14 protein-coding genes are annotated in these 14,146 nt (G+C 62.2%); 6 read left to right on the top strand and 8 right to left on the bottom strand.

The window, feature by feature from the left end; genetic code table 11:
• Nucleotides 1-117 precede the first annotated feature (117 nt).
• On the top strand, nucleotides 118-408 hold the full coding sequence (locus CCK88_RS16560) for a 4a-hydroxytetrahydrobiopterin dehydratase (RefSeq protein ID WP_086472013.1): 291 nt from the start codon (nucleotides 118-120) through the stop codon (nucleotides 406-408).
• Between the two features lie 8 nt (nucleotides 409-416).
• On the opposite strand, the gene CCK88_RS16555 is transcribed toward CCK88_RS16560, so the two are convergent.
• From CCK88_RS16555 to CCK88_RS18285, 3 genes are read right to left on the bottom strand one after another with little or no spacing between them, the layout of a single operon-like run.
• Nucleotides 417-3,878: an error-prone DNA polymerase gene (locus tag CCK88_RS16555; protein ID WP_244557568.1), complete on the bottom strand. Its 3,462-nt coding sequence runs from the start codon at nucleotides 3,876-3,878 to the stop codon at nucleotides 417-419.
• Nucleotides 3,875-5,506 (bottom strand): Y-family DNA polymerase, encoded by a 1,632-nt coding sequence (locus tag CCK88_RS16550; RefSeq protein WP_170926531.1) that lies wholly within the window; start codon nucleotides 5,504-5,506, stop codon nucleotides 3,875-3,877. The genes CCK88_RS16555 and CCK88_RS16550 overlap by 4 nt, the downstream gene beginning before the upstream one ends.
• Nucleotides 5,433-6,242, bottom strand: coding sequence for an ImuA family protein (locus tag CCK88_RS18285; protein WP_140049028.1), 810 nt, complete (start codon nucleotides 6,240-6,242; stop codon nucleotides 5,433-5,435). Before CCK88_RS18285 ends, CCK88_RS16550 begins: the two co-directional genes overlap by 74 nt.
• A gap of 211 nt (nucleotides 6,243-6,453) precedes the next feature.
• On the opposite strand from CCK88_RS18285, the gene CCK88_RS16545 reads away from it, so the two are divergent.
• Entirely contained in the window at nucleotides 6,454-6,906 is a 453-nt protein-coding gene (locus CCK88_RS16545; protein ID WP_086471672.1) for a tellurite resistance TerB family protein, read from the top strand.
• Here the strand turns inward: CCK88_RS16545 and CCK88_RS16540 are convergent.
• The gene (locus CCK88_RS16540; RefSeq protein WP_140049027.1) at nucleotides 6,900-7,520 is read right to left on the bottom strand and encodes a hypothetical protein; all 621 of its coding nucleotides are present in this window, start codon (nucleotides 7,518-7,520) and stop codon (nucleotides 6,900-6,902) included. The genes CCK88_RS16545 and CCK88_RS16540 overlap by 7 nt on opposite strands.
• A 136-nt stretch (nucleotides 7,521-7,656) precedes the next feature.
• On the opposite strand from CCK88_RS16540, the gene ppa reads away from it, so the two are divergent.
• Together ppa and CCK88_RS16530 are read left to right on the top strand one after the other, a co-directional pair.
• Nucleotides 7,657-8,190 (top strand): inorganic diphosphatase, encoded by a 534-nt coding sequence (gene ppa, locus CCK88_RS16535; protein ID WP_086471670.1) that lies wholly within the window; start codon nucleotides 7,657-7,659, stop codon nucleotides 8,188-8,190.
• 60 nt (nucleotides 8,191-8,250) lie between these two features.
• The gene (locus CCK88_RS16530) at nucleotides 8,251-9,624 is read left to right on the top strand and encodes a serine hydrolase (protein WP_086471669.1); all 1,374 of its coding nucleotides are present in this window, start codon (nucleotides 8,251-8,253) and stop codon (nucleotides 9,622-9,624) included.
• 140 nt (nucleotides 9,625-9,764) lie between these two features.
• Here CCK88_RS16530 and CCK88_RS16525 read toward each other — a convergent pair whose 3' ends face one another.
• Nucleotides 9,765-10,292, bottom strand: a complete 528-nt coding sequence (locus CCK88_RS16525) for a cytochrome b (RefSeq protein ID WP_086471668.1) — start codon at nucleotides 10,290-10,292, stop codon at nucleotides 9,765-9,767.
• Nucleotides 10,293-10,367: 75 nt separating this feature from the next.
• Here CCK88_RS16525 and CCK88_RS16520 point away from each other — a divergent pair, with 75 nt between their 5' ends.
• Both CCK88_RS16520 and CCK88_RS16515 read left to right on the top strand, forming a co-directional pair.
• Nucleotides 10,368-10,811 carry a MarR family winged helix-turn-helix transcriptional regulator gene (locus CCK88_RS16520; RefSeq protein ID WP_086471667.1) on the top strand — a complete coding sequence of 148 codons (444 nt, stop codon included), beginning with the start codon at nucleotides 10,368-10,370 and terminating at the stop codon, nucleotides 10,809-10,811.
• Nucleotides 10,808-11,710, top strand: a complete 903-nt coding sequence (locus CCK88_RS16515) for a heme-dependent oxidative N-demethylase family protein (protein WP_086471666.1) — start codon at nucleotides 10,808-10,810, stop codon at nucleotides 11,708-11,710. The genes CCK88_RS16520 and CCK88_RS16515 overlap by 4 nt, the downstream gene beginning before the upstream one ends.
• Before the next feature lie 72 nt (nucleotides 11,711-11,782).
• Here the strand turns inward: CCK88_RS16515 and CCK88_RS16510 are convergent, their stop codons facing one another.
• The 3 genes from CCK88_RS16510 to CCK88_RS16500 all read right to left on the bottom strand — a co-directional run bounded on the left by CCK88_RS16510 (nucleotide 11,783) and on the right by CCK88_RS16500 (nucleotide 13,998).
• The gene (locus tag CCK88_RS16510) at nucleotides 11,783-12,145 is read right to left on the bottom strand and encodes a VOC family protein (RefSeq protein WP_244557567.1); all 363 of its coding nucleotides are present in this window, start codon (nucleotides 12,143-12,145) and stop codon (nucleotides 11,783-11,785) included.
• 38 nt (nucleotides 12,146-12,183) lie between these two features.
• On the bottom strand, nucleotides 12,184-12,741 hold the full coding sequence (locus CCK88_RS16505) for a dihydrofolate reductase family protein (protein WP_086471664.1): 558 nt from the start codon (nucleotides 12,739-12,741) through the stop codon (nucleotides 12,184-12,186).
• Between the two features lie 171 nt (nucleotides 12,742-12,912).
• Nucleotides 12,913-13,998, bottom strand: a complete 1,086-nt coding sequence (locus CCK88_RS16500) for an NHL repeat-containing protein (protein WP_086471663.1) — start codon at nucleotides 13,996-13,998, stop codon at nucleotides 12,913-12,915.
• Nucleotides 13,999-14,146 lie beyond the last annotated feature (148 nt).

Here is a 14,146-nt window from a genome sequence, read left to right as displayed (position 1 = left end):
TGGGCGTCGCGATTCGGCGTGAACGCTGAACGGCGAGTTAATATCGCGGCCGTGGCGGTGCGGAGCCATGTGGGTTCCAGGGCGTTGATTGGAGAGACCGAACCGACGGAGGATTCCATGGTCGCGAAGTTGACAGTCGCCGCGCGGGAAAAGGCCTTGGCAGGCCTGACCGACTGGACATTCGACGAAGCAAAGGATGCGATTTCGCGTCAATTCAGCTTCGAGAATTTTTCCGAAGCTTTCGCCTTCATGACCCGGGTAGCGCTGCTTGCCGAAAAGGCTGGGCACCACCCCGAATGGTCCAATGTCTACGACACGGTCAGCATCATCCTGAACACACACGATGCAGGCGGACTGAGCCAGAAGGATATCGAGATGGCCGGCAAGGTTGACGCACTCTTGGGCTGATACCGGATTTAGTGAAAATTCCGGCCCTTGGGCAAGGCTGCATAGGCTCGCCGCCGCGCCATTTCGATCTCCCTGACGGCATTGCGATCACGGCTTTGGCTGCCTGGCGGGCCGGACTTGCCCTCGTCTGCACGGGCCAGGATGCGGTCGCCATAGTCCTTGCCATGGGAGAGGTCGAGCAATTGCGGGGTCAGGTCCTCGAAATCTTCGGCAATCACATGGATGACGCCATGGCCGGACTGGACCTTGCCCCTGACGGCCAGCATGCGGCTCGACAACAGGATCTTGCGCAGCCGGTCGTCCTCGAAAAGCTTGGGCCACACAACGACATTGGCGACGCCGGTTTCGTCTTCTAGGGTGGCGAAGATCACTCCACTTGCAGTGCCGGGCCGTTGCCGGACCAGAACCAGCCCCGCTACTTCCACACGCACGTCAGCCGGCACCAGTGGCAGATTTTCCGCCCGCGTCGTGCCCCGTGCCATCAGCATGGGGCGCAGGAACTGCACGGGATGACCCTTGAGCGACAGCGACAAGGTGGAATAGTCGTGCACCACCTCTTCTCCCGGAGACATGAGCGGCAGGCCTGCGGGCTCCTCGGCCGTCTCATCCCCGGGTGGCCCGGCCGCAGAAAACAGCGGTAGCGTTTCGGCGCCATGCGTTCCGACCAGGCCCTTGACGGCCCACAGCGCCTCGCGCCGATTGAGCCCGAAGCAGGAAAAGGCATCTGCCCGCGCAAGTTTTTCAAGGCTTGCAACGGGTATTCCCGTTCGCAACCAGAGTTCCCGAACGGATCCGTAGCCAGCGCCACGCACCGCCACGATCCGCGCGACATCCTTTTCGGCGAGACCTTCGACCCGCTCCAACCCCAGCCGCACCGCATGTCTTGTCCAGATCTGCTCGATCATTGGCCTGTGCCGGGGCCAGACATGCTCGGCGACGCCATCGCGCTGCGTGGGCTCCAGCGTCGATTCCAGCATGGAGGCGTTGACGTCGGCAGGCCGGATTTCGACACCGTGCTCGATTGCATCCCGCACCAACTGGCTTGGTGCATAAAAACCCATCGGCTGGGAATTGAGCAGGGCGCAAAGGAAGACATCAGGGTAATGGCATTTGAGCCAGCAGGAGGCATAGACAAGCAGCGCAAAGCTTGCCGCATGGCTCTCGGGAAAACCGTATTCGGCAAAGCCCTCGATCTGCGAAAAGCACCTCTCGGCAAACTCACGGGTATAGTTGCGTTTGGGATTGCCGGTCATGCCGGCAATGAAACGCTCCTTGAAGATGTTGATCTTGCCCGTGCGGCGCCATGACGCCATGGCCCGTCTCAGCTGGTCGGCCTCTCCGGGCGTGAAGCCGGCTCCAACGATGGCCATCTGCATCGCCTGTTCCTGGAACAGCGGGATACCCAGGGTTTTCTTGAGGACCTGGTCGAGCGGATCGTCGGGCTTGGCTTCCCAATGCTCGGTGCCGTCCCGGCGCTTGAGATAGGGATGAACCATGCCCCCCTGGATCGGACCCGGCCTGACGATCGCCACCTCGATGACGAGGTCATAGAACCGGACGGGCTTGAGACGGGGCAGCATGGTCATCTGTGCCCGGCTCTCGATCTGGAACACGCCGATCGTATCGGCCCGGTGGGTCATTTCATAAACCGGGCGGGCGGCTTCGGGATCTCGGAACTCCTCGCTCTGCAGGTCTGCCAGCTCCACGGTGCGCCCATAATGGGTGCGCATGAGATCGAAGCCACGCCGCAGACAGGTGAGCATGCCAAGGGCCAGGATATCGACCTTGAGAATCTTTAGGGCGTCGATATCGTCCTTGTTCCATTCGATGATTGTCCGGCTGTCCATGGCCGACTTGCTGATGGGAACAAGGCTTTCGAGGCTGTCGCGGGTGATGACGAAGCCGCCGACATGCTGGCTGAGATGGCGCGGGAACCCGCGCAGGACCTTCACCACTTCGAACATCTGCGCCATGACCGGATCGTCCGGATTGAGTCCGAGATTGGCGAGATCGCGCAGGTCGAGCTTGCTGCCCCAGCCCCAATGGAGCTGGTTGAAGGCAGCAATGGTGTCGTCGGAAACACCGAACGCCTTGGCCGTTTCCCTGATGGCACTCTTGGAGCGGTAGGAAATGACGTTTGCCGTCAGCCCGGTGCGGCGGCCGCCATATTTCTGGTAGACATACTGCATTACCTCCTCACGCCGTTCGTGCTCGAAATCGACGTCGATATCGGGTGGTTCGTCCCGCTCGGTGGAAATGAACCGGCCAAACACCAGCGTGGCCTTGCGTGGATCGACCGAGGTTATATCGAGGCAGAAGCAAACGGTGGAATTGGCGGCCGAACCACGCCCCTGGCAGAGAATTCCTCGCTCTTCGCGGGCGAACTTGACGATGTCATGGACGGTCAGGAAATAGGCGGCATAGCCCTTGTAGGCGATGAGGCAAAGCTCGGACCAGATGCTGCGCTTGATGTCGTCGTGAAGGCCTTCTGGAAAGCGCCGTGCGGCCCCTTCCCAGGTCAACCGCTCCAGGGTCTGCTGCGCGGTCTCACCATCGCCGATGGTTTCCTCGGGATAGTTGTATTCGAGCTGCTCGAGGCCGAAACCGATCCGGCCGGCAAACACCTGGGTCTGCACAAGCGCATCGGGATGCTCGGCAAAGAGCCTGGCCATTTCCCCTGGAAACTTGAGATGCCGCTCGGCATTGGCCGTGAGCAGGAATCCGGCCTCTTCCAGGGTCACATGTTCGCGGATGCATGAGACCACATCGAGGACGATGCTGCGGTCGGCCCGATGATAGTGAACGTCATTGCTGGCGATCATCCTTGCACCATGGCGCTTGGCCAGGGCGTCGGTGCGATTGAGGCGGGCCCGATCATGCCCGTCGAAGCGCGGCACGCCGGCAATCCACACCCGTCCGGGAGACTGGCGGCTAAGCCGGTCCAGGGTCTGTTCGGTGCGTGCCCAGTCCTTCTCATCCGGCATCACGATGAAGAGCTGGCCCTGCGAAAAATCCTCCACCGGCCCTTGTTCGGTGTCCGAGGTCGGGGCGCTCGACCCGAACAGATCGTCAAACAGCAGGCGCGGATCGCCCTTGTCCCCGCGACGGTTGGCGATGGTCAAAAGCTTGCAGAGCCGCCCATAGGATACCCGGTCGGTGGGATAGGCGATGACATCTGGCGTGCCATCGGCAAAGGCCAGCCGGACACCTGCGAAATAGCGGAAATCCGGGCTTCTTTCGCGGTTTTCCCGGGCAGCCACAAAGCCCCTCACCACCCCGGCAAAACTGTTTCGATCGCACAGTCCGAGGCCGGTCATACCCATGGCCATGGCATGGGCTACAAGCTCTTCAGGGTGCGACGCGCCACGCAGGAAGGAGAAATTGCTGGTGGCGATGAACTCGGCATAGAACGGCGCTTCCAGCCGGATCGGTGGTGGCGCGTCGGCCTCGGCAAGCAGGTCCATGCTCATGGGAAAATCCCGTGCACGTACCACCCGATTTCGGAACCTGCTCCATAAAGGCCTTGCCGGAAAACCCAGAAGCGGCGCCCATCCTGGTCTTCGACTACGAAATAGTCCCGTGTCCCGGCCCGCGGATCAAGACGGTCGAGCTTGGGAATGTAAGGCGGCGGCTTGGGTGTCTCGCCAGGCTCCGGCTTTTTCGGCTTGGGCGGCTCGACCAGTTCCAGCCGCACGGCATGTCGCCACCACTCGCTGCCCAGTCGCTCGGGCCCCTGCCCTTTGACCAACCTGTAGGTTTCGCGTCGCCAGACCATCATGGCCGGCAGGCCATCGGGCACCTGCGCCGTGATTGCCACGCGTTCAGGCATGGGCAAGAGGCGCAAGGGACGATGCAGGGGTGGAGCTGCAATGCGCTGGGAACTGCGACTGGCCAGGGCCGGTACCAGCCTGGCAGCCCGTTCGGGCAAATGGCTGGCAACCTGTTCGGTCTGAAGTACCGCCGTGGTACCAAGGCGGCTCGACAGCCGGTCATTGAGCCGGTCGATGTCTTCAAGTCCGTTTTCGACCGAGAATGCTCCCGCCTGAACCGCATCCAGGCGCTCGACGCTGCTGGCTGCAAGGCGCACCATGTCGATACCGAAACCTGCATCATATTCACCCGCCAGCCTTTGCGCCCGGTGACGAAAGAGATCGCTGATATGGTGCGGGTCCCGGGTCAGCCTTGCGGCATTGAGCGAGAGGGTCATCACCTTGTGGTCGACCCGGTAGAGAAACAGGTGGAAAGTCTGCGCACCCAGGCCCTGGGCTTCCAGCCGGAAACTCAGCTGCACCGCCAAATCGTGGGTGAGCATCAGGACGTCATCCATGAGACTGATCGGATCGGCGAGGCGCCTGTCCACATGATGCTCGACCGCCGGAAGCCGCGGCGCCATCCGCTCCTCGATATGCCCGAAGGCCTGGTCGAGCCGCATCACCACGGATCCGAAACGCGCCTTGAGCTGTTTGCGCGAACGGTGCCGTACCTGCCCGATCGTATCGAGGCCCATCTGCACGAAAGTGGACACTTGCATTTCGGGCAATCGCAGGGCTGCGACCGGCAGGGCGTGCAGCACCGCGGCAAGATCGGCATCATTCACCACCTGGCTGCGGGCAAAGTGGCTGACGGCCCAGGCAGCGCCGATCGTGGGCGCAATCGCTCCGGACACCACGTAGCCAAGGTCGCGCAGGCGCGACAGCACCATGCGCAGCATCTGCTCTTCCCCACCGAACAGATGACTGACCCCGGTCACGTCAAGGACCAGGTCGCCGAAGGGAGAGACGTCGGAAAGGATCGACACCAGGGGACTGGCGTTGGAATGCCAGTCGGCAAAACTCTCGAAGGCGAGCGTCAGTCCGGCCCTGTCGATTTCGAGGACCGTCAGGTTGGGCCAGATCGCGCGGGCATCGGCAAGGTTCTGGCCGATCCTGAGACCTTGCTTCATGAGGTCCGGCTCGATTGCCGCCAGGCGCAAACCGCCCTTGATCCTCTCATAGAGGACCAGCGGAACATCCTTGAGCGCAGGATTAGCCCGCTTGAGAAAATCCGTCGCCCAATAGGGCAGGTACAAGACCAGGAAGCGACGCCGGGGTGCGAACATGGTTTCCGGCGGACGGTGAGTTAAAGACTGCAAGCCCATTGTCTGTCCATTCCAAAAACCACGCGTTGCGCTGTCCGGCGATCCGGCCTCTCTCGAGTTTCAGGCGCCATCGCGGGGCGCCGGGAGCCCTATTGTCATAGGGGTGGCGGCCGCTTCGATGCGGCAGGATCCGCCAGCGCAGATGGCTGGCGCTGCTCTCCGCACCCAGGCCGTAGCGCAGCAGAAATAGCGACACCTCGTTGGCGCTCGCCCTGAGGCTGAGCCGCCGGCTGGCAGTGAAATTGAGCAGTTTCGGCGTGCCGCGCACATCGGCGACCACGGCCGCAACCGCGCGGCAGGAGACCACCTCCTCGGCCGCCCACAGAAATTCGGTCATGTCGGCGGTCCGCACGATCACCATGGCGCCTGGATCCACTCCGAACCAGGACAGACCCGGTCCATAGGGCATGCCGAATGTCTGTGCGTCGCTTGCCATCTGGATATAGAAGACGCTGGGCCGCCGCTCCGTCAGCAGGCTCTTGGCCTGGGCCAGCGCAAAGCCAAGACCCAGCCCGCCATCGCGGCTTTCATCGGCATAGATTTCCTGCACCAGACCTGCAGGAAGCGTCGGAAAAGCATCGCTTTCTTCTTGTGAATCAAGGCTGTCACGCATCTCCGCCAGCGCCGGTTTTCGCTCGATATCGGCAATGACGTCCCGCAGCGCGGCAAGGCGCTGTTGGCGATCTGGGGTTTGCATGGCCCGACCCATATGTGAACAAAACAAGAACAATTAGACTCCGCTTGATGCAAGAGTCGAGTCCTTTTTCTGGGCTCATGCTGTGGCTCGCCTGCATCATCCCTGCTCAAGACAGCGTGAAACCGGCGCGGAATCATTGAGTTACGGCCACTTATGGCTAGGCTCTCCCCGAGCCGTTCAGGCAGAAAATTTTCGCCCAGGAGCCACCGCCATGTTCGAGGCCTTGACCCGTCTGTTCGCAAAAACCGATGCGCCGGCCGACCTGCACGACCCAAAACTGGCCGTGGCCGCATTGCTCGTCCATCTGGCCGGCGTCGACGGCACCATGCAGGATGCCGAGCGCAAGGCCATCCGCGGTGCGCTGATGGACCATTACGATCTCGACGAACAGGCCGTGGACAAGCTCGTGCGCGAAGCCGCGCGGCAGGATGCCGAATCGGTGGATTTCTACAAGTTTACCAGTGGCTTGACCCTATTGGAGATGGGCGATCGCATCGAGATCATCCGCATGATGTGGACCGTGGTCTTCGCCGATCGCCGCAACCACGAGCTCGAGGACAACATGGTCTGGCGCATTGCTGAACTGATCGGCGTCTCGAGCCGGGACCGGACCATCCTGCGAAACCAGATCAAAGGCCAGGCCGCAGAGCCCGAGGATCAGTAGGCCTCGAAAGCGCCGATGATCTCGACCTCGTCATTGGCGCAATCAAAATCTCCTGCCTTATCAGCAGCTTGCTGAGCAAGCACATTGGCATCGGCATTGGCTTTGGCGTCTACATAGGCAATGTGGCAGCTGTTGCCCTCAGCAATCTGGCTGACCACCAGCACCTGTCCCGAATCCTCGCCGGTCTCGGGATCGGCGGTGTGGTAGCGCACGATCGTGGCGATCGGAAACCAGCGGCCCGACGCATTCGACAACCGCCATTCGAGCTTTTCGCCCAATCGATTGAACGGCGGAAGTGTCTGGGAACCAACGCTATTTTCGTCCGCATTGAAGCCATAGCCCAGCGAAAAGCGCAGATCGCCTTCCTGCACCTTGAGCGGAAAACCTTTGTATCCCGGGCATGACCAGGACGCGCCGAAGTCATCCGCTTCCAGCACCAGGCAGTCATTGGAAAGATCCAGATTTGTGAAAGCGCTGACAAAACCTGATTGTCCAGCCGCCGAAGTTGCTCCGAAAACCAGCACCAGAGCCGAAATTGCTATCACATTGTTAACCTTTGCCACGACGTCGACTCCCTCAGCCAGATCAGCACCGCCGCCGATCATCGGGATCAATGCGCCGGCATCATGACCATGCCTCCGAACCGCGGCCGAAGCGAATCACCGCGACCGATTTGTGCCTTGCCTTTGGATGCCATTGTGGGCAGAACCTGCCCCCGACAATTTCCTCCCCACGGCGAAGTGCAACAACATGAACATCGACGCGATCCCAACCGGCAAGAACCCGCCCGACGACCTCAACGTCATCATCGAAGTGCCGCTCGGTGGCGAGCCGATCAAGTATGAAATCGACAAGGACTCGGGCGCGCTGTTCGTCGACCGCTTCCTCTACACGCCCATGCGCTATCCCGGAAACTACGGCTTCGTTCCGCACACCCTGTGCGGCGACGGCGACCCGCTCGACGTCATCGTCATGAATTCGCGCCCACTCGTGCCCGGCGCCGTGGTGCGCTCGCGTCCGGTGGGCGTGCTGTTCATGGAAGACGATGGCGGCCAGGACGAGAAGATCATCGCCGTGCCCGTCTCCAAGCTCACCCGCATGTATGACGGCATCAAGGACATCGAGGATTTCCCCGAAATCCAGCTCGAGCGCGTGAAGCACTTCTTCACCCACTACAAGGATCTCGAGCCCGGCAAATGGGCCAAGATCGACCGGATCGGCAACCTCGCCGATGCGCAGAAGGTCATTCTCGACTCCATCGCCATGGCCAAGGCCGCCAAGTAAGCGATCCATATCCGCTCTCCGGCGTTATGCTCCTATCGGACTGACGCCGGAGACTTTTTCATGAAGCCTGCCCTCGCCGCCGCGACCTTCGCGCTCCTTGCTTCCACGGCCTTTGCCCAGGAAGCAGCCATGCCCAACAATGGCGAAATCTCGCAGATCCTGGCCGACCGCATCGATCGCGACGGGGCCAGCATCGGCATTGCCGTGGCCGTGATCGAGAACGGTGAAACGCGCTTTGTCTCTCATGGCACGCTCGGGCGCGACGACCCCGCGCCGATCAACGAATTCACCCCCTTCGAGGCGGGGTCCATCACCAAGGTGTTTACCAGTCTCGTCCTGGCGCAGCTTGCGTTGGAGGGCGAGATCGACCTCGACGCACCGATCACCGACTACCTGCCCGAAGGCACTGCGGTTCCCCCCTCCGACAAGCCGATCACGGCCTTCGACCTCGCCTCGCACATGTCGGGGCTTACCGGCCTGCCGCCCGAAATCCTGTCTCGCGGCTTCGACAATCCCTATTCCGGCTATACCGACGAGCAACTGCTCGCCTGGCTGCGCGAACAGCAGCTGGCGCGGCCGGTGGGCGAAGGCTTCGAATATTCCAATGTCGGCGTCGCCCTGCTCGGCGAGATCATCGAGGGCGTCACAAGTGAGCCCTATGCCAAGACGGTGGAGGACGAGGTGCTGATGCCGCTGGGCATGGAAAGCTCACGCCTCGCGCTTGGGGCCGAACTGCCCGAGGGCATGGCCATCGGCCATGACGGGTCGGGCGATCCCGTGCCCTATTGGGATTTCGACGCGGTGGCGCCTGCCGGGGCGTTGGTGACGACCGCCGCCGACCTCATCAAATTCATTGCCGCAGCCAGCGGTGCGACGGAAACGGAGTTGAAGCCCGGCTTCGACAAGATGCTTGAACGCGTCCGGCCGATCGGCGACAGCGGCTCCATCGGGCTCGGCTGGTTCATCACGCCCACCGGATCGGGCGAGATTGTCTGGCACAACGGCCGCACCGGTGGATTTGCAAGCTTTGCCGGTTTCGAGCGCAATTCGGGCAATGGCGTCGTCGTGCTCTCCAACATGTCTACAGAACAGGGTATCAACGATATCGGCATGCACCTGCTCGATCCCTCCCTGCCCCTGCGCGAACAACCCAAGGCACGCGAGGTCGCCGAGATCGATCCGACACTTCTCGAAGGATATGTGGGTGACTATGTGATGGCGCCGGGCGTGGTCATGACCATCACCACGGACGATGGGAGGATTTACGCGCAGCTGACCGGGCAACCTGCCCTCGAAATCTTTCCCGAAAGCGAAACGGCGTTTTTCTACCGGGCCGTCGAGGCCCAGATCACGTTCGAGGTGGCAGACGGCGTGGCGAAAAGCCTGACCCTGTTCCAGAATGGGCGGCAACTGCCGGCCATGCGGGTGGAGTGAGTTTAAGAAGCACACCCGCTCCGAGCGTGATCAGACAATCCCCCTCGCCGACCCGGCTCCGCCGAGCCATCTCTCCCCGATGGGGAGAGGAATAAGAATGGCGCGTAGCGCCGGATGAGGAGATCGCCCAGTCACAGCCATTACCGACTGCCCACTCGCATCCTCCCGATCAGTCCGTCGCGCTTGATGAACTGGTGAAACAGGGCCGCCCCGATATGGCCAAGGGCGAGCACGATGAGCAGGCGGCTCATCAATTCGTGCATGTCATACGGCGCGACGTCGTCGAATTCGGGCAAGGGACCGCCCCCGAAGATGGCAGGAGCCGCGCCGGTCAGCGCCACGGTGGCGACGCCTGACGCGACCATGACAAGTATGGCGACATACAAGCCCAGATGCACGAGCCGTGCGGCCCATTCCTGCATGCGACTGGTGCCTGCAACGGGCTGGGGATGCTTATCGAAAAGCCACCACCAGACCACGCGAAAAAGCGTCAGGAGGCCGACGACAACACCCAGTGCGACGTGGAATGGCAGGAGACGGGGCACGAGATCGTCCTCATTGCCCATGACGAGGCCACTGACCAGCATGAGGATGACCGCAATCGCGGACAGCCAGTGGATGCTGGCTGCTATGGCACCATAACGACTTGTGGAGCTTTTCAAAGGCACGGAACGTCTCCCTTGCTGCGCGGGGGAATGGCGATATACTTAGCACACTATATAATTACTGAGCATGCTATGTAAATGGCTTTGAATCGCGATACATCCGTTGGCTATCTGACCAACTGGGCCGGCCGCCTGCTGGTGCGCGAACTGGAGCGGCACCTTGCGCAGATCGGGCTGATGCCGGCACATATGCCGGTGCTGCTGGCGCTCGAACATGGCGAAGCCAGCCAGAAGACCATTGCCGAGCGGGCCGGGGTCGAACAGGCGACGATGACCGCCACCCTCAACCGCATGGAGCGCGACGGACTGGTCAGCCGGCGCCCCAACCCTGATGACGGCCGATCGCAGCTCGTGACCCTGACGCCGGCAGCGCGGGCAAAGCTGCCCGATGTCGAGGCGGCCGCGGAACGGATCAACGCCATTGCTCTCGACGGGCTTTCCGAGGCGGAGAGCGCGCAGTATTTCGCGCTGATCAAACGCATCATCGCAACGCTGGTGGCGCGGGAGGCGGCAGACGCATGAGCATGCCGACGCCCTATGACGGCTCGTCGCCCCTGTTCAGGATCGGCACGCAGCCACTGGACCCCGAGCAATGGCTCGAACCCGACGCCGCCATGCCAGGCCAGCTGGCCGAGAAGGCTCAACTGCTTGAAGACAGGCGGGACGCGGTCTTTGCCGAGGAGCCCGGGAGCCGACCGGCCCAGAAGGAATTGCTCGACCTGCTGGTGACGCATCTGCCCAGGCGATTTCCCGAACTATGGCGACATAACAGCCCCGATTGCATGGCAATCGCAGGGAGTGGAACTGTCCAACTGCAGACCGAGGCAAGCCCGCTGCTGATCGCTTCGCAACTGGTGCAGGACGACCTGCTGCTACTACAACGCAGCCCCGAAGGATGGCGCCTGACGGCCGCCTCGCTTTGTTTCCCCTCGTCCTGGACACTGTCCGAGAAAATGGGAAAAGTGCTGGCCGACATCCACGCGCCGGTGCCCGGCTTCGGACCGGGGACGCGCCAGGCCGAAATCATGGCGCGCATGTTCGACGCCATGCGACCGGAAACCCCGATGATTCGCTGGAATTTCTCGCTTTATGGTGACGCAAGGCTGTTCCACCCCGACCTGTCCGGACCGGGTGAGCAGCGCTTCGGCACAGGCGAACGCGCCGACCCGGTCTATCTGCGCGTCGAACGACAAACCCTGCGCAAGCTGCCGCGCACCGGCGCGATCGCCTTTTCGATCCGCCTTTCTCTCGATCCCATCGAACGGCTGGACACGCATGTGAACGGCGCCCACATCGCTGTCTCGCTGGCAGAACAGATCGCGGCTTTGACGCCCGAGCAGCTCGCTTACAAAGGTCTGACGCAGGAGAAGGAACGGGTGCTGAACCGGCTACGGGCGATAGCAGGGTGTGCCCTCACCTGACCTCCCCCGGATAGGGGGAGGGACACACCTTGCCTGGGCCGCGCCCGCTCAACAGGAGCGGCCGTCGTGCGATCAGTTCCCGACAAACCCCTTGGGCGGTTCGGCGAGGGTCACCTGGTTGCCGTCGGGATCTTCGATCTGTGCAACGATGCCCCAATCTCCCGCCATGTCTGGTCCGAGCGCGATGCCCGCCGCCTCAAGCCGCGCCCTCTCATCGGCCATGACGGGCACGACGATGGTGGTGCGGCTGTGCCCGGCATGGGCGACGTCGCGCCAGATCTGCAAGCCGCCGTCGCGACGCCATTGCACAAGGCCATCCATGGGCCGGTCATCGGGCTCGCGACCCATGAGGCGAATGTAGAAATCGACTCCGGCCTCGAAGTCGGACACGGCGATACAGGCATAGATGCCCTGGACGGTCATGGGTTTCGACATGTTTTTCCCCTTCCTTGCGGAGCAACGCGCGTTTCCGCTCAATCGATCCGGCGGCGATAGACCTGCACCACATTGCCCTTGGACGTGGTCTCGCACCGCAGGAGTTCGAGACGGGTGGTCGGGTCCGATGGCTCGAACAGATGCCGGCCCTGCCCGGCAACCACCGGATGGGTGATGAGCGACAGCTCGTCCATCAGCCCGGCAAACAGCAACTGCCGCACGAGGGAAATGCCACCCATGACCCCGATCTCGCCGCCCGGCTGCGCCTTGAGCGCACGGACATAGTCGAGGAAGTCGCCCTCGATCAGGCTGGAATTGGACCATTGTGCCATGTCGGCCGCCTTGAGCGAGCTGGACGCGACATGCTTGGGCACGGCATTGATGAACTGGGCGAAGTCCATGTCCTGCTCCGCCTTGGGCCAGTACCCGGCCCATTCCGACCAGCCCTTGCGCCCCATCAACACCGTATCGACCTTGCCCTCGACGCCGGTGAGCAACTGCCCCAGTTCATCGTCAAAGCTGTCGAACTGGAACTTGAACGGATCCTGCACCACGCCATCGACGGAATGAAAAAGACCGGCTGTAACCTTGCGCATCGCTTGATTTCCCTTTGCTATCGGACAGCACGCCACTGCCCGTTTCGGCAGGACGACGAAGCTGATCCGGCCGGTTCGACATTTTATCTGCTCCTGGTCATCGCTTCTTCGGCCGCGACAAGAAAAAGGCCCGGGGTCGCCGACGGGCCTTCGCAATGCGATCGGATCGGCTCAGCGGGCGACGCGAGCGATGGCGTTGCCGCGGAAGGTGCCGACCCAGTATTCATCGTCCAGATCAAGCACCGTCGTGCCGGCGCCGAACTCGGGCGAGCCAGCGAGAGTGAAGAGTTCGGTGACTTCGAGCGTGGTCGGATCGATGCTCACCGCCTTGGTGTCGAGCGGACACACCCAGGGCGAATCCGGGCCGGCAATGCAGCTGAAGCCACCATCGAGATCGGAGAACTGGCCGGCAAGCAGCAGCTGGCCATCACGACCGACATGCATGTTGTCGGCAAGGAAGTCGACCGGGATGGACTCGCGCTCGTAGGGAATGGCATCGATCGTCAGGCGCACGACTTCCATGCCCGACCAGGCGGCAAAGAAGAGATATTTGCCATCGGGCGAGACTGCGACGCCATTATTGCCCGAGGCCTCGCTGCCAGCCATCTCGGACCAGCCGCTGGCCGGATCCCAGAGCGCGATGAAGCCGGTATTCTCCTGGGCGAAGAACTTTTCGGTCGCCGCATCGTCGCCATTGACGAGGAACGAGCTGACCGCAAGGCGGCCGTCAGGCAGCGGCGCGACAGCATTGGGATTGACACTGGCGGGCAGCACAACGCAGCCGCTCCAGGCAAACTGCGGCACCTCACCGCCGGTGGTGACATCGAACATCTCGATGGTGCGGCGGCCATGATTGACGGCATAGGCCTTGAGGGCATCGCCCTCGCCCGGGCCAATGGCGATGCCATGCGGCGACAGTTCGGCCTGCTCGAGCGGACCGGGGCACCCCTCGGGGCCAGCCGCATCGGCCGTGGTCCATTCGACGACCTGGCTTTCACGCGTCGTGCTGTCGACGAGCATCAAGCCCTCGCCCGGACGCCCGGCCGTGCTGTAGCTGCTGACCAGGACCCACTTGGTATCGGGCACGTGGACAAGGTCCTCCGCGCTGACAAATTCGCAGATGACCGATGGCGAGGCGGTATCGCACACCGCCTCCTGCGCCAGTGCGCCCGCGGTCCCCGCCGCCGTCGACGCCATCATCAGGGGCAGCATGGTGACGGCCTGCACGCCGACAAACCTTGCAACAGTCTTGTTCATGGATATTCCCTCCTACCGGAACCGCATGACTAGACAACTATCAACTATCAACTGTCAACAGTTGACCATTATACCTTTGGTAGGAGTACGCAATTGAAGGGGCTGGGGATTTCGGGCTGCACTCAAGCCTTGGGCGCTAAATAGCTGG

The sequence above is a fragment of the Devosia lucknowensis genome (genome assembly GCF_900177655.1).
Classification (GTDB): Bacteria; Pseudomonadota; Alphaproteobacteria; order Rhizobiales; family Devosiaceae; genus Devosia; species Devosia lucknowensis.
Note: the sequence above shows the minus strand (reverse complement) of the source record. Positions and strands in the feature narration are given on the sequence as shown.

Bases quoted from the DNA above. Each gene is read 5' to 3' on its own strand.
- CCK88_RS16545 (WP_086471672.1), top strand. From the start codon at position 6,454: ATGTTCGAGGCCTTGACCCGTCTGTTCGCAAAAACCGATGCGCCGGCC.
- CCK88_RS16520 (WP_086471667.1), top strand. From the start codon at position 10,368: ATGGCTTTGAATCGCGATACATCCGTTGGCTATCTGACCAACTGGGCC.
- CCK88_RS18285 (WP_140049028.1), bottom strand. From the start codon at position 6,242: ATGCAAACCCCAGATCGCCAACAGCGCCTTGCCGCGCTGCGGGACGTC.
- CCK88_RS16530 (WP_086471669.1), top strand. From the start codon at position 8,251: ATGAAGCCTGCCCTCGCCGCCGCGACCTTCGCGCTCCTTGCTTCCACG.
- ppa (WP_086471670.1), top strand. From the start codon at position 7,657: ATGAACATCGACGCGATCCCAACCGGCAAGAACCCGCCCGACGACCTC.
- CCK88_RS16515 (WP_086471666.1), top strand. From the start codon at position 10,808: ATGAGCATGCCGACGCCCTATGACGGCTCGTCGCCCCTGTTCAGGATC.
- CCK88_RS16505 (WP_086471664.1), bottom strand. From the start codon at position 12,741: ATGCGCAAGGTTACAGCCGGTCTTTTTCATTCCGTCGATGGCGTGGTG.
- CCK88_RS16510 (WP_244557567.1), bottom strand. From the start codon at position 12,145: ATGTCGAAACCCATGACCGTCCAGGGCATCTATGCCTGTATCGCCGTG.
- CCK88_RS16555 (WP_244557568.1), bottom strand. From the start codon at position 3,878: ATGAGCATGGACCTGCTTGCCGAGGCCGACGCGCCACCACCGATCCGG.
- CCK88_RS16550 (WP_170926531.1), bottom strand. From the start codon at position 5,506: ATGTTCGCACCCCGGCGTCGCTTCCTGGTCTTGTACCTGCCCTATTGG.
- CCK88_RS16560 (WP_086472013.1), top strand. From the start codon at position 118: ATGGTCGCGAAGTTGACAGTCGCCGCGCGGGAAAAGGCCTTGGCAGGC.
- CCK88_RS16500 (WP_086471663.1), bottom strand. From the start codon at position 13,998: ATGAACAAGACTGTTGCAAGGTTTGTCGGCGTGCAGGCCGTCACCATG.